We start from the raw sequence: 24,296 nt of genomic DNA on the forward strand, positions 1-24,296 counted from the left end.
CTGGCGACACCGGCGGGTCGATCGCCGCGACACAAAAAAGGCGACCCTGAGGTCGCCTTTCGCATTATTGGCCGAACTGCCGTCCCAGGCCACCCGGCACGCCGTGGATGTCGGTGTCTTCCCACGGCCCGTTCGGGCTGATCGAGCGGCTCCAGCCGTTGTTCCAGCGGTAGTAGGTGCGCTGGCGGTAGAAGGTGTTGGTCTGGTCATCCAGCACATACACGCCGAGCTTGGCATCCCAATGGCTATTGCCACCCGGAGGCGGCGCGAAGCTGGCGGAGGTTTTCGGCAGCGGCTTGGCCGGTTTCGCCGGGATGCCCGGTTTGCCCGGCGCGGGCGTGGTCGATGGCGTGGGGCTGGGTTGCGAAGGCGGGATCGGCGGCAGCGGTGTCGGCTCCGGCCGCTGGACCGCACACGCGCTTAACCCCATAACCAGACTGAGCAGGGTGATACGAGCAATGGCGGTCATGGCGAAATCTCTGGGTTATTGATCCGGGCTGTCAATAGTCAGTTGCTGCGCGGCCGTGGTGCTGCTGGCCAGCGGTGCACTGCGGCCAATCCATTCGCCCGAGGTCGGTTGGCCGGCACGGGACACCCGCGCAACCAGTTGGACTTCAGGGAAGTTCGACAGTTTCAACTGCGGCATCATCGCGTCGGCATCGCCCAGTTGCACGGTCACCGGCAGATCGGCCACGGTCAGGCGCTTGGCCGCCAGTGGTGCCGGCGGCCCGGAGGTGGCGCGAGCGAAAATGAACACGCTGTCACCAGGCTGGACCTTGGCTTTGAGGTCCGCCGCGAGATCAACCCGCACCGTGAGCAGCGCGCCGGTTTTGGCGGCCGGTGCCTGAGCCACTTGCCCGCCGCTGGCCTGCAGCTTTTCGGTGGCGCGGCTGATGCCGCCTTGCAGCGCCGCGCGGGAAGCGTCCTCTGCCGGCAATTGCGCGAGCAGGCGATTCCAGTAGTCGATCGCGTCCTGATAGCGCTCACCTTCAAACGCGGCGATCCCTAGCAGGCCGAGGCTGGTGACTTCTTTCGGATCGGCTTTCAGCGCTTCATCAGTCAGCGCCTGGATCTGCGGCGACCACTTTTTGCCGTTGGCAAAATACTGCGCCTGCGCCCATTGCCCAAGCAGTTCCGGCTGACGTCCGGCCACGGTCACCGTGCGTTCGAAGATCTTCGCCGCGTCCGCCGGGCGGTCCTGGGCCATGTAGGTGCGGCCGAGGAAATACAGGCCTTCGGCGGATTCCGGCTGCGCCTCGACCGCGCGCTCCAGGCGCCGGGTCATGTCTTCCATGGACTGCGGCGCCTGGGCGAATTCGCGGGTCAGTTCGACCTTATCGCTGGCACCGAAATGCAGGTACAAGCCCAGGCCCAGCACCGGCACCAGAATCGCCGCCAGCAGCGGCAGCGGTTTGCCCAGCCGCGAAACCCGTGGCGCGGCCACGCCTTCGGTGTCGGCCAGCAACTCGCGCGCGGCTTCGGCGCGGCCGGTGTCCAGTTGCGCGGCGTTGAGTACGCCCTCGTCTTGCTGAACCTGCAACTCGGCCACGCGCTCCTGATACAGCGCGACGTTCAGTGCGGTGCGGTCTTCTTCAAGTTGGGCACGGCGGCCACGCAGGACGGGAATCAACAGAAAACTCAGGGCTACCAGAAGCAGCAGACCTGCAGCGAGCCAGAAATCAATCATGCTTGGTCTTATCCAACAGATGGTCGAGGCGCGCGCGCTCGTCGACAGAAAGGGTGTCCGGGGCATCACTGCGCTGCACGCGGCGGCGGCGAACGATCACCGCGATCACGACGAAACCACCGAGCAACAGCCCGGCCGGGCCGAACCACAGCAGCGCGGTCTTGCCGGTCAGCGCCGGTTTGTAGCGGACGAAATCACCGTAGCGATCCACCATGAAATCGATGATCTGCTGGTTGTCCTTGCCCTCGCCCAGCATGCGGAAAATCTCTTTGCGCAAGTCGGCGGCAATCGGTGCGTTGGAATCGGCGATGTCCTGGTTCTGGCATTTGGGGCAACGCAGTTCCTTGGTCAGTTCGCGGAAACGCTCGCGATCACCGTCATTGGCGAATTCGTAGGTGTCGATGGCCGCGTGCGCCACGCCGGCCAGGCTCACGCCAAGTATCAGCGCCGCGATCCAGCGCTTCATGGTTTGGCCTCGTCGACCAGCGCCTGGTACTTGGCGGCGAGTTTCTCGCGCCAGACCTGCTCGTCGATCACCCCGACGTACTTGTCGCGGATGATCCCTTTGGCGTCGATGAAGAAGGTTTCCGGCGCACCGTACACGCCCAGGTTGAGGCCCAGGGTGCCCTCCTCGTCGCGGATGTCCAGTTGATACGGATTGTGGAATTCTGCCAGCCACTTCAAGGCGTCAGCGTTGACGTCCTTGTAGTTGATGCCGTAGATCACCACGCCCTGCTGGGCCAGTTTGTTCAGCACCGGGTGCTCGACCCGGCAGGAAATGCACCAGGTGCCCCACACGTTGACCAGTGCTGGTTTGCCGAGCAGGTCGGCGCGGGTCAGGGTCTTGTCGCCCTGCACCGACGGCAGCGAGAACGCCGGGAACGGTTTGTTGATCATCGCCGAGGGCAACTCGGCGGGGTTCAGGTAGAGCCCGCGATAGAGGAACACCGCGACGACCAGGAAAATCGCCAGCGGTAACAGCATCAACCAACGTCTCATGCCGCCGCTCCCGTCATGCCCAGCGCTTCACGCACGCGGCTCTTCACCTTGACCCGATAACGACGATCCAGCGCCGCCAGCAAGCCACCGAAACCGGTGAGCAAGCCGCCGAACCAGATCCAGCGCACGAACGGCTTGACGTGCACCCGCACGGCCCAGGCGCCGTCGCCCAAGGGTTCGCCGAGGGCGACGTACAGGTCGCGGGTGAAACCGGCGTCGATCCCGGCTTCGGTCATCACCGAGTTCTGCACCGTGTACAAGCGTTTTTCCGGGTGCAACACGCTGATTTCCTGTCCGTCGCGGATCACCCGCACGGTGCCTTTGTCGGACGTGAAGTTTGGTCCTTCGAAGTGCTTGGCGCCTTCGAACACGAAGTGGTAGCCGGCCAGGTCCATCGACTCGCCCGGCGCCAGGCGCAAGTCGCGCTCGGCGCTGTTCTGGCTCGACAGCACTACGCCCAAGGCGCAGACCGCGATGCCCAAGTGCGCAATTTGCATGCCCCAATAGCTGCGAGTCAGGGTCGGCAAACCTTTGATCAGGCCTTTGTGGCGGGTCTTGTCGAGAATGTCGCGTACCCCGGCCAGCAGCACCCAGGCCGCCAGCATGAAGGTGGCGATCACCGCCCAGTTGAAGTCGCCGTAAGCGATGCCGGCAACCACCGCCAGCGCGGCACTGCCGAGCAGTACCGGGGTCAGCATGCGCAGCAGCCATTTCACCGGGGTGTCTTTCCAGCGCACCAGCATGCCCACCGCCATCACCAGCATCAGCAAGGCCATCAACGGGATAAACAACGCGTTGAAGTACGGCGGGCCGACCGACAACTTGGCCCCGGTCAACGCATCGAGAATCAGCGGGTACAAGGTGCCGAGCAGAATCATCGACGCCGCCACCACCAGCACCAGGTTATTGCCCAGCAGCAGGGTTTCCCGCGACCACAGGTTGAAGCCGACATGGCTCTTGACCACCGGCGCGCGCAGGGCGAACAGGGTCAGCGAACCACCGACCACGAACAACAGGAAGATCAGGATAAATACCCCGCGCTCCGGATCGGACGCGAAGGCGTGCACCGAGGTCAGCACGCCTGAACGCACCAGGAAGGTCCCGAGCAGGCTCAGCGAGAACGCGGCGATGGCCAGCAACACGGTCCAGCTCTTGAACACGCCACGTTTTTCCGTCACCGCCAGCGAGTGGATCAGCGCCGTGCCCACCAGCCACGGCATGAAGGAGGCGTTTTCCACCGGGTCCCAGAACCACCAGCCGCCCCAGCCGAGTTCGTAATAGGCCCACCAGGAGCCGAGGGTGATGCCGATGCCGAGGAATGCCCAGGCGACGATGGTCCACGGCCGCGACCAGCGGGCCCAGGCTGCGTCCAGTCGGCCGCCGAGCAGCGCGGCAATGGCGAAGGCAAAGGCTACGGAGAAACCGACGTAACCCATGTAGAGCATCGGCGGATGGACGATCAGGCCGATGTCTTGCAGCAGCGGATTAAGGTCGCGACCGTCCGTTGGCATCTGCGGCAGGATGCGTTCAAACGGGTTGGAGGTGAGGATCAGGAACAGCAGGAAACCGATGCTGATCATGCCCATGATCGCCAGCACCCGCGCCAGCATCACCTGCGGCAGTTGCCGGGAGAACACCGACACCGCGAAGGTCCAGCCGCCGAGGATCAGCGCCCACAACAGCAACGAACCTTCGTGGGCGCCCCATACCGCGCTGAACTTGTAGTACCACGGCAAGGCGCTGTTGGAGTTGCTGGCGACGTACGCCACCGAGAAATCGTCGGTCATGAAGGCATAGGTCAGGCAGCCGAACGCGAATGCGAGGAACGCGAACTGGCCCCAGGCCGCCGGCTGCGCCAGGCTCATCCACAAACGATCACCGCGCCAGGCACCGAGCAACGGCACCACGGCCTGCACCAGGGCAAAACACAGGGCCAGGATCATGGCCAAGTGGCCAAGCTCCGGGATAAAGATTCCACTGGTCATCCGTTAACCCTCTTTGACGGGAGTGGGAGCCGACTGGCCGCTGTCTTTCAGAGCCTTGGTCACTTCCGGCGGCATGTATTTTTCATCGTGCTTGGCCAGCACTTCATCGGCCACCACCACGCCGTCGGCATTCAGCTTGCCGAGGGCGACGATGCCCTGGCCTTCGCGGAACAGGTCCGGAAGGATGCCGCGATAGGTGATGGTCACGGATTTGTTGAAGTCGGTAACGATGAAGCGCACGTCCAGCGAATCGCCGGAACGTTGCAGCGAGCCCTTTTCGACCATGCCGCCGGCACGGATACGCGTGTCGTGCGGGGCTTCGCCGTTGGCGATCTGGGTCGGGGTGTAAAACAGATTGATGTTCTGCTGCAATGCGCTCAGGGCCAGGCCGACGGCCGCGCCGACGCCCACCAGGATCGCAAGAATGATGACAAGACGCTTTTTGCGCAGCGGATTCACTGACCGTTCTCCCGGCGCAAACGGCGCGCCTCTTGTTGCAGATAGCGCTTGCGGGCCAGGACTGGCGCCGCCACGTTGAGGACCAGCACCGCCAGGCAGATGCCATAGGCGGACCACACATAGAGGCCGTGATGGCCCATGGCGAGGAAGTCGCCGAATGACGCGAAACTCATCGAGCGCCCCCCAGACTGGTCTGAATTTCAGCCTTGACCCAACTGGCGCGGGCTTCACGCTTGAGCACTTCGAGGCGCATGCGCAGCAACAGCACGGCGCCGAAGAAACAGTAGAAACCCAGCACCGTCAGCAACAGCGGCAGCCACATCTCGGCGGGCATCGCCGGTTTTTCGGTGAGGGTGAAGGTCGCGCCCTGGTGCAGGGTGTTCCACCACTCCACCGAGTATTTGATGATCGGTATGTTGATCACCCCGACGATCGCCAGCACCGCGCAGGCCTTGGCGGCGCTGTCGCGGTTGCTGATGGCGTTGCCGAGGGCGATCAGGCCGAAATACAAAAACAGCAGAATCAACATGGAGGTGAGCCGCGCATCCCACACCCACCACGAGCCCCAGGTCGGCTTGCCCCAGATCGCCCCGGTAACCAGCGCCACGGCGGTCATCCAGGCACCGATGGGCGCCGCGCATTGCAGGGCGACGTCGGCCAGTTTCATCTTCCAGACCAGCCCGACCACCCCGCACACCGCCAGCATCACATAGCAGGACTGGGCAAGCATCGCCGCTGGCACATGGATATAGATGATGCGAAAGCTGTTGCCCTGCTGGTAATCCGGCGGCGCGAACGCCAGGCCCCAAATCATGCCGACGCCAATCAGCAGCAACGCCGCGACGCTCAGCCAGGGCAGCAGTTTGCCACTGATGCCGTAAAACCATTTGGGTGAGCCGAGCTTATGAAACCAAGTCCAGTTCATTGCTGTTTCCATCACGGTTGCTTGTCATCAGGGTGACAAGCCAAGGGTCTTTACTGATCAATAAATGACCAGACCTCATTATTCGCCGACGCTGATCTTCAGGCCAGCCGCTATTGCAAAAGGTGTCAACGTTATCGCGAGGGCAGTCAGGCTACCAAGCCACAAGAGATAACCGGTCGCCGGCATGCCTTGAAGCGCCGCTTGCAACGCGCCACTGCCGAGGATCAATACCGGGATGTACAACGGCAGAATCAGCAGGGCCAGCAACAGGCCACCGCGCTTCAAGCCGACGGTCAAGGCTGCGCCCACGGCGCCCAACAGGCTAAGCACTGGAGTACCCAGCAGCAGCGAAACCAGCAACACCGGCAGGCACGCGACCGGCAAACCGAGCATCAACGCCAGCAGCGGGGAAAGCAACACCAGCGCCAGGCCGGAAAACAGCCAGTGTGCCAGCACCTTGGCCAAAACCAGAAGAGCCAGGGGGTGCGGCGAAAGGACCCACTGTTCCAGCGAACCGTCCTCGAAATCACTGCGGAACAGCCCGTCCAGCGAGAGCAGGACTGATAAAAGCGCCGCGACCCAGACCAGTCCAGGAGACAAGGTTTGCAACAATTGCGACTCAGGCCCGACCGCCAACGGGAACAGGGCGATAACGATCGCGAAAAACACCAGTGGATTGGCCAACTCCGCCGGACGACGGAACAACAGACGCGCTTCACGGGCCACCAGCAGTCCGAACACACTCATACGGCCCACTGCCCCAAATCCAGATCGCGGTAGCTGGCCGGCATCCGGCTCAGCGTGTGGTGCGTGGTCAGCAGCACCATGCCGCCCTGCTCGCAATGCGCGGCCAAGTGCTCTTCGAGCTGGGCCACGCCTTGCTTATCGAGGGCAGTGAAGGGTTCGTCGAGAATCCACAGCGGCGGGCTGTCGAGATAAAGCCGCGCCAGCGCGACGCGACGTTGCTGGCCAGCGGACAGGCTATGGCAGGGCACGTCTTCGAAACCGCGTAGGCCGACGGCGGCCAATGCTTGCCAAATCGCGTCGCGGCTGGCCGGTTGATGCAGCGCGCAGAGCCAACTGAGGTTTTCTTCCGCAGTCAGCAGGTCTTTGATCCCGGCGGCGTGGCCGATCCACAACAGGTTGCGCGCCAGTTCGCTGCGCTGCTCGTGCAATGGCTGGCCATTGAGCAGCACTTGACCGGCGGTCGGCTGCATCAACCCGGCCAGCAGGCGTAACAGGCTGGTCTTGCCACTGCCGTTAGGCCCGCTGATCTGCACCATTTCGCCCGGCCCGAGCCGCAGTTCGAGATTTTCGAACAACAGCCGCAGATCTCGCTCACAAGCAAGGCCAACGGTGTGCAGGATCGGGCTGGTCAAAGGATCAAAGGCCTATTCAGTTCAGTGCGGCATCAGTGGAGCAGCTCAGTGCGGCGATTCAAGTCGGCCGTCGCGCAGCCGTTAAAGAGAGGCAGCATAGAGGCTTTGGCGGCCTGTTCCAGAGACCTGCGTCAAACAAATGCAAAGTTTTCACCACTCCCCGAAAGACGGGCGGCATTATACATGCGATGCCCTACTCTAAAGAGGGCAATTTCCATAGGTTGTAACCGCGAATGACTGGCGAAATGAACATCCTGCCGATGCCGCAACCGACGCCGAGCGGCTCTCGTCCGCTGGTGGTCAGCGGCGACCTGCTCAAGTTGCTGACGCCGATCGAAGGCCTGATCAGCGCCGGGCAGAGCGCCAAGGCCGAAGTGCTGTCGCTCAAGCAGGCCGACCAGACTTTCCAGTTGCTGCTCAAGGTCACCCTCGACAGCGGTCGCCAGACCACGGTCCAGGCCACCAGCAGCCAGCCGTTGCCGCAGGGCACCAACTTCGCTATTACGCAGCCATCAGCCGGCAACCTGGCGGTCACCGTGCAGCAGGCGATCGCGGCCAGCGTCGCCACCCTCACCCGCATTGACACCGCGCAACTGCCGGTCGGCACGCTGTTGCAAGGCAAGGTGCAAACCAGCCAGTTGATGCCGCAAGTCCCCGGTCAACCGGTGGTGTATCGCTCACTGGTCAGCCTGCTCAACACCGCGCTGAGCGGCAGCACCCTGAACATCGACAGCCCGCAGCCACTGCGCATCGGCACTTTGCTCAGCGCCCTGGTGCAGGATTCGCAAACCCTCAAATTCGTGCCGCTGAGCAATCGCCAGGAACAACTGGCGATCACTCAACAACTGGTCAGCCAGCAAAGCCGCCAGGGTTCGCTGGACGGCTTGCTCAAACTGCTGCAAAACCTGCCCGCGTCTGATCAAACCTCCAGCGACCTGCGCGCGGCGGTGGACAAATTGCTCGCCGGCCTGCCCAACGCTCAACAACTGAGCACCGCCAAGGGTGTGGCCCTGGCGCTGGCCAACAGCGGGATGTTCCTCGAAAGTAAGCTCTTGACCGGTCAGCCGACGAATATTGCCGCCGACATGAAAGGCGACCTACTGCGGCTGATCGCGCAACTCACCCCCGGCCTGCCCGGCGGCACTCACCTCAGCGCGATCATCGCCGCCAACACCCTGGCCCAGGCCATGCCGACTTTCGTGCGCAGCGCCCTCGGCATGCTCGGCCAAGTAAGTGCCAAACCCGAGCCTACCGGTTTTCCGTTGTCCGAGCGGCTGATCCAGAAAGGTGAAGGCGAAGGTGGCCTCGAACACCTGCTGCGCCTCGCCGCCGCCGCCGTGTCGCGCTTGCAGACCCATCAGTTGTCGAGCCTGGAACAGACCGGCGTCACCAGCGACGGCCGCTTGCAAAGTACCTGGCAACTGGAAATTCCGATGCGCAACCTGCAAGACATCGTGCCGTTGCAGGTCAAGTTCCAGCGCGAAGAATCCCCCGAGTCAGAGAAACAGCCGCCTCACGAACGCCGCGACGAACGCGAGCCCAAGCAATCCTTGTGGCGCGTCGAACTGGCCTTCGACATGGAACCCCTCGGGCCGATGCAGATCCAGGCACAACTGATCAAGGGCAGCCTCTCCAGTCAGTTGTGGGCCGAACGCCCGTACACCGCGAGCCTGATCGAAACCAACCTGCAAGCCCTGCGCGAACGCTTGCTCGCCTCCGGCCTCAACGTCGGCGACCTCGACTGCCACCACGGCACCCCGCCCCAAGGCCCGACAACCCGCCTCGAACAACGCTGGGTGGACGAAACCGCATGAGCACCGCCAACGCCCCCCGCCAGGCCATCGCCCTCAAATACGACGGCACCCACGCCCCGACCCTTACCGCCAAGGGCGACGACGAACTGGCTGAAGCGATTTTGAAGATTGCCCGCGAATGCGAAGTGCCGATCTATGAAAACCCGGAGCTGGTAAGGCTGCTGGCGAAGATGGAGTTGGGGGACAGTATTCCGGAGGAGTTGTACCGCACGATTGCCGAGATCATTGCGTTTGCGTGGAATCTAAAAGGCAAATTCCCGCAGGGGTTTGATGAGGAGACGGGGGTGCTGGAGAAGGATGTGACTGAGCGGGGGGAGGATTACTGAGGCCTCGAGGACGCCATCGCGGGCCCGCTCCCACAGAGTTTAGTGGCGTGCGCCTGATTCTGGGATCACACCACAGACCTGTGGGAGCGAGCCTGCTCGCGATAGCAGCTTCCCGCTCCCAACACGATCACGAGCCCGCTGCTCAGCTCTTGTGCAGCTTGCTCATCAACTCTGCCTCAGCCTGGGTCAAGCCGCAGGCCTGGGTCAGTTCGTTGATGCTGGCGCCCATGCCGACCAGGCGGGCGGCCTGGGCGAAGGACAGGCTCGAGGGGTCGCGCTGTTCGAGTTGCGCGAGTTTGTCCGGGATCGGGCTGACCACCGAGCGCAGTTCGTGCAGGGCTTCGCCCATGCGCACGGTGCCGTTCTGATAGTCGTCGACGCGTTTGGCCAGCTCTTTGATGCGCTGATCACGCAGCGCATCGCTTTGGGCCTGTTGCGCGGCGATGTGCCGCTGGCTACGGATGTAAGCCAGGAACATCGCCAGGGTGCCTGCCCAGAACAGGAACAGGACAATGACCGCTACCTCAAGCATCAATCAGATACTCTCCAGTTCCGACCATTCTTCTTCGCTCATCATCTTGTCGAGTTCGACGAGGATCAGCAGCTCGTTGTTCTTGTTGCACACGCCCTGGATGAACTTGGCCGATTCTTCGTTACCGACGTTCGGCGCGGTTTCGATTTCCGACTGGCGCAGGTAAACCACTTCGGCGACGCTGTCGACCATGATCCCGACCACTTGCTTGTCGGCTTCGATGATGACGATGCGGGTGTTGTCGCTGACTTCCACGGTACCCAGGCCGAAGCGCTGGCGGGTGTCGATCACGGTGACCACGTTACCGCGCAAATTGATAATGCCCAGCACGTAGCTCGGAGCACCCGGGACCGGCGCGATTTCGGTGTAGCGCAGCACTTCCTGGACGCGCATTACGTTGATGCCGTAGGTCTCATTATCGAGCTTGAAGGTTACCCATTGCAGGATCGGATCTTCAGAACCTTTTGCCGCCGTCGCCTTATCATTCATACCCTGACCCCTCGAAAAACCGCTGTGGCGGTGTGTGTTCCGTTCGCCGGCGCGCAAGCGGCCGGCGTGTGTTTGTTAGTTGGTTTTAAGTGGTTTGCTGATGCTCAGCTGTTTCGCGCCGCCGCTGGCGATCAGCGCCGCCAGTTCAGACACATCGAGCAAGGCACACATGTGTTCGATCACGGTGCCCGCCAGCCACGGCCGTTGGCCACGGTGCGAACGCCATTTGATTTCGTTCGGGTTCAGGCGCAACGAACGGCTGACTTGATGCACCGCCAGCCCCCATTCGTAGCCCTGCACCGAAATAACGTATTGCAGGCCCTGGCGGAAGTCGTCGCGATAACGATCCGGCATGACCCAGCGCGCAGTGTCCAGCACCTTGAGGTTGCCGGCCTGGCTCGGCAGGATGCCGAGGAACCACTCCGGCTGACCGAACAGCGGCGTCAACTCGTGGCCGGCCAGCGAATAGATCGAACCCAGGCACACCAGCGGCACCGCCAGGGTCAACCCGGCGACGTCGAACAACAGGCATTCGAACGGCTCGGCGGCCCAGCTCGGGCGGCCATCGGTGTCCACCGGTGGCGGCGTGTTGCTGGGCGGAATATGTACTTCGACCAGTGGCGTGACCAAGGCCTGCAACAGCGGCGCCACCGTGGAGACCGGGGCCAGGATCGGCGTCGGAGCCTCCAGCACTTCAACCACTGGCGCGCTGACCACAACCGGCGTGACTGCTTCGACTTTCGGCGCAATCGGCTTGCGCGCATCCCGCGCCTGCTCTTCCAGCACCGCTGCCTGGAACTCATCCAGCGGGCTCGCTACTTCAGCCGCCTCAACCACCAGGTCCGGCAGTTCATCGGTGGCTTCCTGCAGCAGATTGTCGAGGTAGGACTGCAACGCCAATTGCGGGCGCGTGGTGAGTTTCAGTGGCCGACTCATGTTCAGGCCACCTGCGCGACGAGTTGTTGCGCAAGCAAGTGCTTGAGCAGCGCGCGATAGGCCAGCACCCCACGGCTTTTGCCATCGAACTGCGACGGCGTGACCCCGGCGCGGCTGGCATCGCGCAGGCGGGTGTCCACCGGGATGTAGCCTTGCCAGATGTCTTCCGGGTACAAGTCGCGCAGCACCCGCAAGGTGCCCATCGAGGCTTGGGTGCGGCGGTCGAACAGGGTCGGCACGATGCTGAACGGCAGCGCCTGTTTGCGCGAGCGGTTGATCATCGCCAGGGTGTTGACCATGCGCTCCAGGCCTTTGACGGCCAGGTGTTCGGTCTGCACCGGGATCACCAGTTGCTGGCTCGCGGCCAAGGCGTTGACCATCAGCACGCCCAGCAATGGCGGGCTGTCGATCAGCGCGTAATCAAAGTCCTGCCACAGTTGCGCCAGGCTCTTGGCGATCACCAGGCCCAGGCCACTTTGGCCGGGGGATTGACGCTCAAGGGTGGCGAGCGCGGTGCTCGACGGCAGCAGCGAAATGCGCGAGTCGCTGGTGGACAACAGCAATTGGCCGGGCAAGCCCTGGGGCACGTTGCCCTTGTGCAGGAACAGGTCGTAGCAACTGTGTTCGAGGGCATCCGGGTCGTAGCCGAAGTAACTGGTCATTGAGCCGTGGGGGTCTAGATCAACGATGACCACGCGTTTGCCCGCCTCGGCCAGCAACCCGGCTAAAGCGATAGAGGAAGTGGTTTTACCAACACCACCCTTTTGATTGGCAACGGCCCAGACTCTCATGTGCATGGTTCCTCTCGGTCGCCAGGGGCAACCGAGAAATAGCTCAACGTGTTAAAGCGGGTGACGGAGAATTGACGGCGCTCTCTCGTACCGGCGGCTTGACGCTCGGAGGTGCAGTTTGTGTGCCAGCACGCTTCAGCGCGGCGTCCGGTTGCGCATGAGCGGTCCCGGTACCGGTGAGGCTGCGGCGCACATCCAGATTGCGCGATACCACCAGCACCACGCGACGGTTGCGCGCACGGCCCTCGGCGGTGGCGTTGTTGGCCACCGGCTGGAATTCGCCATAGCCCACAGACGCCAGGCGACCGGGGTTCACCCCCTGCATCGCCAGCATGCGCACGATGCTGGCCGAGCGCGCCGAGGACAGCTCCCAGTTAGTCGGGTACTGCGCCGTGCGGATCGGCTGGTCATCGGTAAAGCCTTCAACGTGAATCGGATTGTCGAACGGCTTGAGGATGCCCGCGACCTTGTCGATGATGTTGAACGCCATGTCGCTGGGCATGGCATCGCCGCTGCCGAACAACAGGCTGGAATTGAGTTCGATCTCGACCCACAACTCGTTGCCGCGCACGGTCATCTGGTTGGAGCTGATCAGGTCGCCGAACGCCGCGCTGATGTCATCGGCGATGCTTTTTAGCGGATCGCTGGCCCCGGCAATCCCGGCGTCAACCTGCTCACTGTCCTTGACCAGCGGCTTGGCCGGGGTCACGGTCTGCGGCCGCTCTTCGCCGATCGGGATCGGCTTGAGGCTGCGGTCGGCATCGTTGAACACGCCAATCAGCGCTTGGGAAATCACCTTGTACTTGCCTTCGTTGATCGACGAAATCGAGTACATGACCACGAAGAAGGCGAACAGCAAGGTGATGAAGTCGGCATACGACACCAGCCAACGTTCGTGATTGACGTGTTCTTCAGGTTGCCTGCGTCGTGCCATGGTCCATGCCTCCCATCAATCCATGAAGCCCTGGAGCTTCAGCTCGATCGAGCGCGGGTTTTCACCTTCGGCGATCGACAGAATGCCTTCGAGCAACATTTCGCGATAACGCGACTGGCGCAAGGCGATGGACTTGAGTTTCGCCGCCACCGGCAGCAGCACCAGGTTGGCACTGGCCACCCCGTAGATGGTGGCGACGAACGCCACGGCGATACCGCTGCCCAGTTGCGTCGGGTCGGCCAGGTTGCCCATCACGTGGATCAGGCCCATCACCGCACCGATGATGCCGATGGTCGGCGCATAGCCGCCCATGCTTTCGAAGACCTTGGCGGCTTCGATGTCGCGGCTTTCCTGGGTGTAGAAATCCACCTCGAGGATGCTACGGATCGCTTCCGGCTCGGCGCCGTCCACCAGCAACTGCAAACCTTTGCGCGAATAGCTGTCCGGTTCGGCGTCCGCCACACCTTCGAGTCCGAGCAAGCCTTCCTTGCGCGCGGTGAGGCTCCAGTTCACCACGCGGTCGATGCCCCCTTCGAGGTCAACGCGCGGCGGAAACAGTATCCAGCCGACAATTTGCATGGCGCGCTTGAAGGCGCTCATCGGCGACTGCAGCAACGCCGCGCCGACGGTGCCGCCGATCACGATCAACGCCGCCGGGCCGTTGGCCAGGGCGCCGAGGTGGCCGCCTTCCAGGTAGTTGCCGCCAACAATGGCGACGAACGCCATGATGATGCCAATCAGGCTTAATACATCCATCAGATACACGCCTCGACCAGGTGCTTGCCAATATCGTCCAGGCCATACACCGCGTCCGCGAGGTTGGCTTTGACGATGGCCATGGGCATGCCGTAGATCACGCAGCTGGCTTCATCCTGGGCCCAGATCGCACTGCCGCCCTGCTTCAGCAGACGTGCGCCTTCACGGCCGTCAGCGCCCATGCCGGTGAGGACCACCGCCAGAACTTTGTCGCCGTAGGATTTGGCTGCGGAACCGAAGGTGATGTCCACGCACGGTTTGTAATTCAGACGCTCGTCGCCCGGCAGGATTTTCACCGCGCCACGGCCATCGATCATCATTTGTTTGCCACCCGGTGCCAGCAACGCCAGGCCCGGACGCAGGATGTCGCCATCCTCGGCTTCCTTGACGCTGATGCGGCACAGCTTGTCCAGACGCTCGGCGAAGGCCTTGGTGAAGGCCGCCGGCATGTGCTGGATCAACACGATCGGCGCCGGGAAGTTCGCCGGCAGATGGGTCAACACCCGTTGCAGGGCGACCGGCCCGCCGGTGGACGTACCAATGGCCACCAGTTTGTAAGCCTTGCGTTTCGGCGCGGGTGACGACGGTGCCGTCGCTACCGGTGCACGCGCGGGAATCGCTGCGGGCGCGGGACGAGCCGGCGCGCTGCCGCCGTAAGTCGACGGTGCCGCCGCGGGCGTCGGGGCTGGCGTCGGAGCGCTGTAGGCACTGACCCGACGGTTGCTGCGCGAGATGCTGAGGATTTTCTCGCACAGCAGTTGCTTGACCTTCTCGGGATTGCGCGAGATGTCTTCGAAATTCTTCGGCAGGAAATCCACCGCCCCGGCGTCCAGCGCATCGAGGGTCACCCGGGCGCCTTCATGGGTCAGCGAGGAGAACATCAACACCGGCGTCGGGCAGCGCTGCATGATGTGCCGCACCGCGGTGATGCCGTCCATCATCGGCATCTCGTAGTCCATGGTGATCACGTCCGGCTTGAGGGCCAGGGCCTGATCGATCGCTTCTTTGCCATTGGTCGCGGTACCGACCACCTGGATATTGATATCCGCTGAAAGAATCTCCGAGACGCGGCGGCGGAAAAACCCCGAATCGTCCACCACCAGGACTTTGACTGCCATAAACACTCCGTTAGATGGCGCGGGGCAACATCGCCCCGCTCCACCAGAATCAAATACGCCGTGCGGCGTAACGCTTGAGCATGCTCGGGACATCGAGAATCAGTGCAATGCGGCCGTCACCGGTAATGGTGGCGCCGGACATGCCCGGGGTTCCCTGGAGCATTTTGCCCAATGGCTTGATGACCACTTCTTCCTGGCCCACCAGTTGATCGACGACAAAGCCGATCCGCTGGGTGCCCACCGAAAGGATCACCACATGGCCTTCACGCTGCTCTTCGTGAGCGGCGGAGCTGACCAGCCAGCGCTTGAGGTAAAACAATGGCAGTGCCTTGTCGCGCACGATCACCACTTCCTGGCCGTCGACCACGTTGGTGCGCGACAGGTCGAGGTGGAAAATCTCGTTGACGTTGACCAGCGGGAAGGCGAACGCCTGGTTGCCCAGCATCACCATCAGGGTCGGCATGATCGCCAGGGTCAACGGCACCTTGATGACGATCTTCGAGCCCTGGCCCTTGGTCGAGTAGATGTTGATCGAACCATTGAGCTGGGAAATCTTGGTTTTCACCACGTCCATGCCCACGCCACGACCGGACACGTCGGAGATCTCGGTCTTGGTCGAGAAGCCAGGCGCGAAGATCAGGTTGTAGCATTCGGTGTCGCTCAACCGGTCGGCGGCATCCTTGTCCATCACCCCACGCTTGACCGCGATGGAGCGCAGGACGTTAGGGTCCATGCCTTTGCCGTCATCGGAAATCGACAAGAGGATGTGATCGCCTTCCTGTTCGGCCGCCAGTATCACGCGACCGCCCCGGGCCTTGCCCGATGCTTCGCGTTCTTCCGGCGATTCGATGCCGTGGTCGACCGCGTTGCGCACCAAGTGGACCAGCGGATCGGCCAGGGCCTCGACGAGGTTTTTGTCGAGGTCGGTTTCTTCGCCAACCAGTTCCAGGTTGATCTCTTTCTTGAGCTGGCGAGCCAGGTCGCGAACCAGGCGCGGGAAACGCCCGAAGACTTTTTTGATCGGCTGCATCCGCGTCTTCATCACCGCGGTCTGCAAATCGGCGGTGACCACATCGAGGTTGGACACGGCCTTGGACATGGCTTCGTCGGCGCTGTTGGCACCCAGGCGCACCAGGCGGTTACGCACCAGCACCAGCTCGCCGACCATGTTCATGATTTCGTCGAGGCGTGCGGTGTCGACCCGCACGGTGGTCTCGGCTTCGCTGGCCGGTTTGTCGGCCGGAGCGGGGGTTGGCGCACGGGCCGGCGCGGCAGCGGCTGGCGCGGCGGCAGTCTTCGGTGCTTCGACCTTGGCCGGCGGTTTTGGCACAGCCTTGGCCACCGGTTCGGCGACTGCAGCGCTGGAGGACGCAGAGCCCACCGCGGCCCCCGCGTTGACCTCGCTGAACTTGCCTTTGCCGTGCAATTCGTCGAGCAGCGATTCGAATTCGTGATCGGAAATCAGGTCGCTACCCGCCGCCGCAGCGGTCGGTGCAGCGGCCGGAACCGAGGCAATGGCCGACTCCAGCGCATCAACGGCAAAGTTGCCCTTGCCGTGCAACTGGTCGAGCAGTGCTTCGAATTCGTCGTCAGTAATGTCGGAGCTGTCACCCGGCGCTTTCGTTGCCGCGGCGGCCGACGATGCGCCCCCTGCAGGCGTGACGGCGTCGGCGGCGAACTGGCCTTTGCCGTGCAGTTGATCAAGCAACGACTCGAACTCGGCGTCGGTGATTTCATCGCTCGCCGCATCGCTGCTGGCGGTCACGGGGGCAGCAGACACGGGGGCCTCGGCCTGGGCCTTGACGGCGTTCAGCGAGTCCAGCAACTGTTCGAATTCGTTATCGGTGATATCGCCCGGTTCCGCTTCGGCGGCAGGCGCTTCGACCTCAGCGGCCGGCGCCACTTCGTCAGCCGATTGCGGCTCGGCCAGACGCGCCAGGGCCGCCAGCAATTGAGGCGTGGCCGGGGTGATCGGGCCACGTTCGCGGACTTCAGTGAACATGCTGTTCACCGCGTCCAGTGCTTCGAGAACCACGTCCATCAATTCCGAGTCGACGCGCCGCTCACCCTTGCGCAGGATGTCGAACACGTTCTCGGCGATATGACAGCACTCCACCAACTCATTGAGCTGGAGGAAGCCGGCGCCCCCTTTTACAGTGTGAAAACCGCGAAAAATTGCATTGAGCAAATCCGCATCATCCGGACGGCTTTCCAGCTCGACCAGTTGCTCGGACAGTTGCTCTAGAATCTCGCCGGCCTCAACCAGGAAATCCTGAAGGATCTCTTCATCGGCGCCGAAGCTCATGTGTAGGGGTGCTCCTAAAGAAACCTAAAATCCAAGGCTGGACAGCAAATCGTCCACATCGTCCTGACCGGACACAACGTCTTCTCTTTTATCGGCATGAATCTGCGGACCTTCACCCTGAGAGAGATGTTTTTGTGGATCTTTTTCAGCCAGCATCGCATCGCGGTCGTGTTCGATCCCGGCGAAGCGATCAACCTGGCTGGCCATCAACACCAGCTTGAGCAAATTGCTTTCCACTTCGGTGACCAATTGGGTCACGCGCTTGATCACCTGGCCGGTGAGGTCCTGGTAATCCTGGGCCAGCAGAATGTCGTTGAGGTTGCTGGAAACAGCACGGTTGTCCTCGGCGCTGCGCGTCAGGAAACCGTCGACGCGACGAGCCAGCTCGCGGAACTCTTCGGCGCCGACTTCGCGGCGCATGAATCGGCCCCAATCGGTGCTCAAGGCCTGGGCATCGGTGCTCAGAGCATTGACCAGCGGGGTCGCGGTTTCCACCAGGTCCATGGTGCGATTCGCCGCCGCTTCGGTCAGCTTGACCACATAGCCCAGGCGCTCGGTAGCGTCGGTGATCTGCGAGACTTCCTCGGCTTGCGGCATGTGCGGGTCAATCTGAAAATTGACGATCGCACTGTGCAGCTCACGGGTGAGCTTGCCCACTTCCTGATACAGGCCGCGGTCACGGGTCTGGTTGAGCTCATGGATCAGTTGCACGGCGTCGCCGAACTTGCCTTTTTCAAGGCTGGCGACCAGTTCGACCGCGTGTTTTTTCAGGGTCGATTCAAAATCGCCCAGTGAAGATTCTTTGTGCTCCATAGCTCCCCCGTGGCGCAGTGGCGTGGCGATCAACCGATGCGTTCGAAGATCTTCTCGATCTTGTCTTTCAGCGCCTGGGCGGTGAAAGGCTTGACCACATAGCCGTTAACGCCGGCCTGGGCTGCTTCGATGATCTGTTCGCGCTTGGCTTCAGCGGTCACCATCAGCACGGGGAGACTTTTGAGTTTTTCATCGGCGCGCACGTGGCGCAGCAGTTCGATACCGGTCATGCCAGGCATGTTCCAGTCCGTCACCAGAAAGTCGATGCTGCCGCTGTTGAGGACCGGAATGGCGGTGGTGCCATCGTCAGCCTCGACCGTGTTGGTGAACCCAAGGTCACGCAACAGGTTTTTTATGATCCGCCGCATCGTTGAGAAGTCATCAACGATGAGGATTTTCATGTTCTTGTCCAATTCGACCTCCAAGCAGACTTAAACGCGCCCAGCACCTGGACACGCCATTTCATTCAATCTGGCAAAGCACTCAATGGCTGCGTGGAGCACAACAGATCGCGACCGGCAGGTTTTTGCACCCGCCAGCCTCGTTCGCAGTGTCCCCACACTGCCTTCAGCGCGCTCGCCACTCCCCCAAACGCCCCCGCAAACGGGCCGCGCACTGGCTATGTAACTGGCTGACCCGCGATTCGCTGACCCCCAGGACCTCACCGATTTCCTTGAGGTTCAGCTCTTCGTCGTAGTACAGCGCCAACACCAGTCGCTCACGCTCCGGCAAATTGGCAATCGCATCCGCCAGCGCCGCCTGGAAGCGTTCATCCTCCAGATCGCGTGACGGCTCGAGATGAGCACTCGCGCCATCCTCGTGCAGCCCTTCGTGTTCGCCGTCCTGCAAGAGGTCGTCGAAACTGAACAGGCGACTGCCCAAGGTGTCATTTAAAATCCCGTAATAATCGTCGAGACTCAATTGGAGTTCGGCCGCAACTTCGTGATCTTTAGCGTCACGACCGGTTTTAGCTTCAATTGAGCGAATCGCGTCGCTGACCATTCGGGTATTGCGGTGCACCGAGCGTGGCGCCCAGTCCCCTTTGCGGACCTCGTCCAGCATGGCCCCGCGGATTCGAATGCCCGCGTAGGTTTCAAAACTGGCGCCTTTACTGGCGTCATATTTGGTCGACACTTCGAGCAGGCCGATCATGCCGGCCTGGATCAAGTCTTCGACCTGAACACTGGCCGGCAGACGCGCCAGCAAGTGGTAGGCAATGCGTTTGACCAGGGGCGCGTAACGCTCGATCAACTCGTACTGCGCATCACGGGCCGACTTCTTGTAAAGGTTGTAGCCGCTGGCTGTCATAGCACGGGTCCTGCCGTCTGTTGCACGAGGCGTTCAACGAAAAACTCCAGGTGCCCACGCGGGTTGGCAGGCAATGGCCAGGTGTCGACCTTTTGCGCAATGGCCTTGAAGGCCAAGGCGCATTTGGAACGCGGAAAGGCTTCATACACCGCGCGCTGTTTCTGCACGGCCTTGCGCACACTTTCGTCATACGGCACGGCGCCGACGTATTGCAGGGCGACGTCGAGGAAGCGGTCGGTGACTTTGGTTAACTTGGCGAACAGGTTGCGGCCTTCTTGCGGGCTCTGGGCCATGTTGGCCAGGACGCGGAAGCGGTTCATGCCGTAATCGCGGTTGAGCAACTTGATCAGGGCGTAGGCGTCGGTGATCGAGGTCGGTTCGTCGCACACCACCAGCAACACTTCCTGGGCCGCGCGGACAAAACTGACTACCGAGTCACCAATACCTGCAGCGGTGTCGATCACCAGTACATCAAGGTTGTCGCCGATGTCGCTGAACGCCTGGATCAGACCGGCATGCTGCGCCGGGCTCAGGTGCACCATGCTCTGGGTGCCGGACGCGGCCGGCACGATACGAATCCCGCCGGGGCCTTGAAGCAAGACGTCACGCAGCTCGCAGCGCCCTTCGATAACGTCCGCCAGCGTCCGCTTGGGGGTGAGCCCCAACAGAACGTCGACGTTCGCCAGCCCCAGGTCGGCGTCCAGCAGCATGACACGACGGCCAAGTTCAGCTAGAGCCAGGGACAAGTTCACTGACACGTTAGTCTTCCCGACGCCACCTTTGCCGCCGGTCACCGCGATCACCTGTACGGGATGCATGCTGCCCATGTTTTTTTCTTTACCTTGTCTTACTTAGACGGAGGCCACATTACTGGCTGCGCGTTCACCAATGGAACAATGCATGGCAGACCATCGATGTAGGTACAAAAAGTGTTCATGAATACCTCAGCCGACCTGCTTGGTCGGGCTGTGGTAGATATCAGCGAACATGTCAGCCATGGCTTCCTCGCTGGGTTCTTCCTGCATTTGCACACTCACCGCGCGGCTGACCAACTGGTGCCGGCGCGGCAAGTGCAGATCGTCCGGGATCCGCGGGCCGTCGGTCAGGTAGGCCACCGGTAATTCGTGAGTAATGGCCAGGCTCAACACTTCGCCCAGGCTCGCCGTCTCATCCAGTTTAGTCAGGATGCACCCGGCCAGCCCGCAGCGCTTGTAACTGTGATAAGCGGCAGTCAGCACTTGTTTCTGGCTGGTGGTGGCCAAAACCAGGTAATTCTTCGATCTGATCCCGCGGCCTGCCAGGCTTTCCAATTGCATGCGCAACGCTGGGTCACTGGCTTGCAGGCCGGCCGTGTCGATCAATACGACGCGCTTGCGCAGCAAGGGTTCCAGTGCCTGGACCAGCGACTGGCCCGGATCGACGTGAGTCACCGAGACATTAAGGATGCGGCCGAGGGTCTTGAGCTGTTCCTGGGCGCCAATGCGGAAGCTGTCCATGCTCACCAGCGCGATGTTTTGCGCGCCGTACTTGAGCACATAACGGGCGGCGAGCTTGGCCAGGGTGGTGGTCTTGCCCATGCCGGCAGGGCCGACCATGGCAATCACGCCGCCCTCTTCCAATGGCTCGATTTCCGGGGTGGCGATCATCCGCGCCAGGTGCGCCAGCAGCATGCGCCAGGCCTGACGAGGTTCTTCGATATCGGTGATCATCGCCAGCAGGTCGCGGGACAACGGCCCGGACAGACCAATGCGCTGCAAACGACGCCACAGGTTGGCCTGGGCCGGACGGCTGCCTTGCAATTGATTCCAGGCCAGGGTGCCGAGCTGCACTTCCATCAGCTCGCGCAGGCTGTTGAGTTCGAAACGCATCGAGTCAAAGGCACGCGGATCGACGCCCCCCACGGCGGCCGGCGCTGGGGCTGGCTGACGCTTGGGTTCGTTGTAGGTCGGTTCGATCAATGGCTCGGCAGCGGTCAGCGGCAGGCCGGCGAACAACTGGCGGTTGGTGACCTTGTCACTGTCGCCATCGCTGCGCAGGCTCAGTTCGGCCTGGGCGGTGACGATGCGCGACTGAGTCTTGCGCAGCTCATCCTCGAGTTCCATGTTAGGAACCCGCGGGGCCAGCGCCGACAATTTGTAATCCAGCGCCGCCGTCAGCTCGACACCACCGGCAATGCGGCGGTTGCCAATGATGGCGGCATCAGCGCCCAGCTCATCACGAACCAGCTTCATGGCCTGACGCATATCGGCGGCGAAAAAACGCTTAACTTGCATAAACCACTACCTCAGCCGTTGGGCCCTACTGTCGCAACGATGGTCACTTGCTTGTTGTCCGGTATTTCCTGGTAAGCCAGCACATGCAGACCGGGGACGGCGAGACGGCCGAAGCGCGAGAGCATGGCGCGAACCGGACCGGCCACCAGCAGAATCACCGGTTGACCTTGCATTTCCTGGCGCTGCGCGGCATCGATCAACGAACGCTGCAGTTTTTCCGCCATGCTTGGCTCCAGCAGCACGCCCTCTTCAGAGCCTTGTCCTGCCTTCTGCAGACTATTGAGCAATATCTGTTCCAACCTTGGCTCCAGAGTGATCACAGGCAGCTCGGACTCAGTGCCTACAATGCTTTGGACGATTGCGCGGGACACCCCGACGCGAACCGCTGCCACCAATGCGGCAGTATCTTGACTCTTGGCCGCGTTGTTCGCGATCGCTTCGGCGATGCTGCGAATGTCGCGCACCGGCACCTGCTCGGCCAACAGCGCCTGCAACACCTTGAGCAACTGCGACAGCGACACCACGCCCGGTACCAGTTCCTCGGCAAGCTTTGGCGAACTCTTGGCCAGTAATTGCATGAGTTGCTGGACTTCTTCGTGCCCAATCAGCTCGCTGGAATGCTTGTACAAAATCTGGTTCAAGTGGGTGGCCACTACTGTACTGGCATCGACCACAGTGTAACCGAGTGACTGCGCCTGCGCGCGCTGGCTGATTTCGATCCACACCGCTTCCAGGCCGAAAGCCGGATCTTTGGCGGTGATGCCGTTCAACGTGCCGTAGACCTGGCCGGGGTTAATCGCCAGCTCACGGTCCGGGTAGATCTCCGCTTCGGCGAGGATCACCCCCATCAGGGTCAGACGATAAGCGCTGGGCGCCAGGTCGAGGTTGTCGCGGATGTGCACCGTCGGCATCAGGAAGCCCAGGTCCTGGGACAGCTTCTTGCGCACGCCCTTGATCCGCGCCAGCAGTTGCCCGCCCTGGTTGCGGTCCACCAGCGGAATCAGGCGATAACCGACTTCCAGGCCGATCATGTCGATCGGCGTCACGTCATCCCAGCCCAGTTCTTTGGTCTCCATGGCGCGGGCCGGGGATGGCAGCAGCTCCTGCTGACGCTTGACCTCTTGCAAGGCTTGCACCTTGACCACGTTTTGCTTGCGCCAGAACAGATAAGCACCACCGGCGGCAAGCGCGGCCATGCTGAGGAAGGAGAAATGCGGCATGCCTGGCACCAGGCCCATCACCGCCATCAACGCCGCGGCCACCGCCAAGGCTTTGGGCGAGGCGAACATCTGGCGGTTTATCTGCTTGCCCATGTCTTCGGAGCCCGACGCACGGGTCACCATGATCGCGGCAGCGGTCGATAACAACAGTGATGGCAATTGCGCCACCAAACCGTCACCGATGGTCAGCAAGGCGTACACCTTGCCGGCGTCGGCGAAGGTCATGTTGTGCTGGAAGATACCGACCGCCATGCCGCCGATCAGGTTGATGAACAGGATCAGCAGGCCAGCGATGGCGTCACCGCGCACGAATTTGCTGGCACCGTCCATGGATCCGTAGAACTCGGCTTCCTGAGCGACTTCCATGCGGCGCAGCTTGGCTTGGTTCTGATCGATCAGGCCGGCGTTCAAATCGGCGTCGATCGCCATTTGCTTGCCGGGCATCGCGTCGAGGGTAAACCGCGCACTCACCTCGGAAATCCGCCCGGCGCCTTTGGTCACCACGACGAAGTTGATGATCATCAAAATCGCGAAGACCACGATACCGACCACATAGTTACCGCCGATCACTACCTCACCGAAGGCCTGGATCACCTTACCGGCGGCGGCGTGACCGTCCTGGCCGTGGAGCATCACCACCCGCGTCGACGCCACGTTCAATGCCAGCCGCAGCAACGTCGCCACCAGCAGAATGGTCGGGAACACCGCGAAATCCAGCGGCCGCAAGGCGTACACGCAGACCAGCAACACCACAATCGACAATGCAATGTTGAACGTGAAAAACACGTCCAGCAGAAACGGCGGGATCGGCAGCATCATCATCGCCAGCATAACCAGCAGCAACAGCGGCACACCCAGATTGCCTCGACTGAGGTCTGTCAGGTTTGTGCGAGCACTGCTAAGCATCTGAGACCGATCCACCGAATATCCCCGTTCCCGTAAAGCAAACTTTTGACGCCCAACGCAGGCGCAGAAGCCCTACTGCAAGAAGCCTTCCAACTTTTGCCGAGGGTTGAAATAGAAGGGTTTTGGAGGGATTTGGGATTAATTGAGAGCTGCCGATGCTGCAGATCTTGCGAGAGTCTGCCTTGCCCAGCGATGACCGCTTTGCAGGCAAAAAAACTATCGCCGGATAATCCGCCTTCGCGAGCAGGCTCGCTCCCATATGGGGATTTCGTACAACCCGAGACCAGGTCGGCTACTAGGCCGCCTCGGGCGCTTCTGCTTTTGATCTGCTTTTGATCTGC

The 24,296-nt window shown here is 62.0% G+C and carries 26 protein-coding genes; 2 read left to right on the forward strand and 24 right to left on the reverse strand.

All coding sequences use genetic code 11. The annotated features are described in order from the left end of the window. Positions 1–64: 64 nt before the first annotated feature. The 10 genes from RG836_RS04155 to ccmA form a co-directional block, all read right to left on the reverse strand. Positions 65–469, reverse strand: a complete 405-nt coding sequence (locus RG836_RS04155) for a hypothetical protein (protein ID WP_310843450.1) — start codon at positions 467–469, stop codon at positions 65–67. A gap of 15 nt (positions 470–484) precedes the next feature. Then, entirely contained in the window at positions 485–1,687 is a 1,203-nt protein-coding gene (gene ccmI / locus RG836_RS04160; protein ID WP_310843452.1) for a c-type cytochrome biogenesis protein CcmI, read from the reverse strand. Continuing rightward, positions 1,680–2,153, reverse strand: a complete 474-nt coding sequence (locus tag RG836_RS04165) for a cytochrome c-type biogenesis protein (RefSeq protein ID WP_310843453.1) — start codon at positions 2,151–2,153, stop codon at positions 1,680–1,682. The genes ccmI and RG836_RS04165 overlap by 8 nt, the downstream gene beginning before the upstream one ends. Then, complete coding sequence (locus RG836_RS04170) at positions 2,150–2,686, reverse strand: DsbE family thiol:disulfide interchange protein (RefSeq protein ID WP_310843454.1); 537 nt, start codon at positions 2,684–2,686, stop codon at positions 2,150–2,152. Before RG836_RS04170 ends, RG836_RS04165 begins: the two co-directional genes overlap by 4 nt. Further along, positions 2,683–4,671: a heme lyase CcmF/NrfE family subunit gene (locus tag RG836_RS04175; RefSeq protein ID WP_310843455.1), complete on the reverse strand. Its 1,989-nt coding sequence runs from the start codon at positions 4,669–4,671 to the stop codon at positions 2,683–2,685. The genes RG836_RS04170 and RG836_RS04175 overlap by 4 nt, the downstream gene beginning before the upstream one ends. A 3-nt stretch (positions 4,672–4,674) precedes the next feature. Further along, positions 4,675–5,130, reverse strand: coding sequence for a cytochrome c maturation protein CcmE (ccmE, locus tag RG836_RS04180; protein ID WP_310843457.1), 456 nt, complete (start codon positions 5,128–5,130; stop codon positions 4,675–4,677). After that, the gene (gene ccmD, locus RG836_RS04185; RefSeq protein WP_310843459.1) at positions 5,127–5,303 is read right to left on the reverse strand and encodes a heme exporter protein CcmD; all 177 of its coding nucleotides are present in this window, start codon (positions 5,301–5,303) and stop codon (positions 5,127–5,129) included. The genes ccmE and ccmD overlap by 4 nt, the downstream gene beginning before the upstream one ends. Continuing rightward, the gene (locus tag RG836_RS04190; RefSeq protein WP_310843461.1) at positions 5,300–6,055 is read right to left on the reverse strand and encodes a heme ABC transporter permease; all 756 of its coding nucleotides are present in this window, start codon (positions 6,053–6,055) and stop codon (positions 5,300–5,302) included. Before RG836_RS04190 ends, ccmD begins: the two co-directional genes overlap by 4 nt. A gap of 78 nt (positions 6,056–6,133) precedes the next feature. Then, positions 6,134–6,802 (reverse strand): heme exporter protein CcmB, encoded by a 669-nt coding sequence (gene ccmB / locus RG836_RS04195; protein WP_310843465.1) that lies wholly within the window; start codon positions 6,800–6,802, stop codon positions 6,134–6,136. After that, a complete protein-coding gene (ccmA, locus tag RG836_RS04200; protein WP_310843467.1) occupies positions 6,799–7,434 on the reverse strand; it encodes a cytochrome c biogenesis heme-transporting ATPase CcmA in 636 nt (211 codons plus the stop codon). Before ccmA ends, ccmB begins: the two co-directional genes overlap by 4 nt. 233 nt (positions 7,435–7,667) lie before the next feature. On the opposite strand from ccmA, the gene fliK reads away from it, so the two are divergent. Together fliK and RG836_RS04210 are read left to right on the forward strand one after the other, a co-directional pair. Further along, complete coding sequence (gene fliK, locus RG836_RS04205) at positions 7,668–9,248, forward strand: flagellar hook-length control protein FliK (protein ID WP_310843468.1); 1,581 nt, start codon at positions 7,668–7,670, stop codon at positions 9,246–9,248. Beyond that, the gene (locus RG836_RS04210) at positions 9,245–9,574 is read left to right on the forward strand and encodes an EscU/YscU/HrcU family type III secretion system export apparatus switch protein (RefSeq protein WP_310843470.1); all 330 of its coding nucleotides are present in this window, start codon (positions 9,245–9,247) and stop codon (positions 9,572–9,574) included. Before fliK ends, RG836_RS04210 begins: the two co-directional genes overlap by 4 nt. A gap of 142 nt (positions 9,575–9,716) precedes the next feature. Here RG836_RS04210 and RG836_RS04215 read toward each other — a convergent pair whose 3' ends face one another. The 14 genes from RG836_RS04215 to flhA all read right to left on the reverse strand — a co-directional run bounded on the left by RG836_RS04215 (position 9,717) and on the right by flhA (position 23,955). Beyond that, positions 9,717–10,109, reverse strand: coding sequence for a DUF2802 domain-containing protein (locus RG836_RS04215; protein ID WP_310843471.1), 393 nt, complete (start codon positions 10,107–10,109; stop codon positions 9,717–9,719). Beyond that, positions 10,110–10,595 carry a chemotaxis protein CheW gene (locus RG836_RS04220; RefSeq protein ID WP_310843473.1) on the reverse strand — a complete coding sequence of 162 codons (486 nt, stop codon included), beginning with the start codon at positions 10,593–10,595 and terminating at the stop codon, positions 10,110–10,112. Positions 10,596–10,670: 75 nt separating this feature from the next. Continuing rightward, positions 10,671–11,531 carry a CheW domain-containing protein gene (locus tag RG836_RS04225; protein WP_310843474.1) on the reverse strand — a complete coding sequence of 287 codons (861 nt, stop codon included), beginning with the start codon at positions 11,529–11,531 and terminating at the stop codon, positions 10,671–10,673. A gap of 2 nt (positions 11,532–11,533) precedes the next feature. Beyond that, positions 11,534–12,322: a ParA family protein gene (locus RG836_RS04230; RefSeq protein ID WP_310843476.1), complete on the reverse strand. Its 789-nt coding sequence runs from the start codon at positions 12,320–12,322 to the stop codon at positions 11,534–11,536. 43 nt (positions 12,323–12,365) lie between these two features. Then, entirely contained in the window at positions 12,366–13,256 is an 891-nt protein-coding gene (motD, locus tag RG836_RS04235) for a flagellar motor protein MotD (protein WP_310843478.1), read from the reverse strand. Between the two features lie 15 nt (positions 13,257–13,271). Then, complete coding sequence (locus tag RG836_RS04240; RefSeq protein WP_310843479.1) at positions 13,272–14,012, reverse strand: flagellar motor protein; 741 nt, start codon at positions 14,010–14,012, stop codon at positions 13,272–13,274. Further along, positions 14,012–15,130: a protein-glutamate methylesterase/protein-glutamine glutaminase gene (locus tag RG836_RS04245; protein WP_310843480.1), complete on the reverse strand. Its 1,119-nt coding sequence runs from the start codon at positions 15,128–15,130 to the stop codon at positions 14,012–14,014. Before RG836_RS04245 ends, RG836_RS04240 begins: the two co-directional genes overlap by 1 nt. 49 nt (positions 15,131–15,179) lie before the next feature. Beyond that, on the reverse strand, positions 15,180–17,435 hold the full coding sequence (locus RG836_RS04250; protein ID WP_310843482.1) for a chemotaxis protein CheA: 2,256 nt from the start codon (positions 17,433–17,435) through the stop codon (positions 15,180–15,182). A gap of 24 nt (positions 17,436–17,459) precedes the next feature. Then, on the reverse strand, positions 17,460–18,248 hold the full coding sequence (locus RG836_RS04255) for a protein phosphatase CheZ (RefSeq protein ID WP_310843483.1): 789 nt from the start codon (positions 18,246–18,248) through the stop codon (positions 17,460–17,462). Positions 18,249–18,277: 29 nt separating this feature from the next. After that, a complete protein-coding gene (locus tag RG836_RS04260) occupies positions 18,278–18,649 on the reverse strand; it encodes a chemotaxis response regulator CheY (RefSeq protein WP_185752709.1) in 372 nt (123 codons plus the stop codon). Between the two features lie 166 nt (positions 18,650–18,815). After that, positions 18,816–19,556: an RNA polymerase sigma factor FliA gene (fliA, locus tag RG836_RS04265; RefSeq protein ID WP_007894214.1), complete on the reverse strand. Its 741-nt coding sequence runs from the start codon at positions 19,554–19,556 to the stop codon at positions 18,816–18,818. Continuing rightward, positions 19,553–20,383 (reverse strand): flagellar synthesis regulator FleN, encoded by an 831-nt coding sequence (fleN, locus tag RG836_RS04270; protein WP_003222917.1) that lies wholly within the window; start codon positions 20,381–20,383, stop codon positions 19,553–19,555. Before fleN ends, fliA begins: the two co-directional genes overlap by 4 nt. Before the next feature lie 117 nt (positions 20,384–20,500). Continuing rightward, positions 20,501–21,829, reverse strand: a complete 1,329-nt coding sequence (gene flhF, locus RG836_RS04275; RefSeq protein ID WP_310843493.1) for a flagellar biosynthesis protein FlhF — start codon at positions 21,827–21,829, stop codon at positions 20,501–20,503. Positions 21,830–21,840: 11 nt separating this feature from the next. Next, a complete protein-coding gene (flhA, locus tag RG836_RS04280) occupies positions 21,841–23,955 on the reverse strand; it encodes a flagellar biosynthesis protein FlhA (RefSeq protein ID WP_409078053.1) in 2,115 nt (704 codons plus the stop codon). Positions 23,956–24,296 lie beyond the last annotated feature (341 nt).

It is taken from the genome of Pseudomonas rhizozeae (assembly GCF_031583775.1).
In the GTDB taxonomy this organism is placed as follows: Bacteria; Pseudomonadota; Gammaproteobacteria; order Pseudomonadales; family Pseudomonadaceae; genus Aquipseudomonas.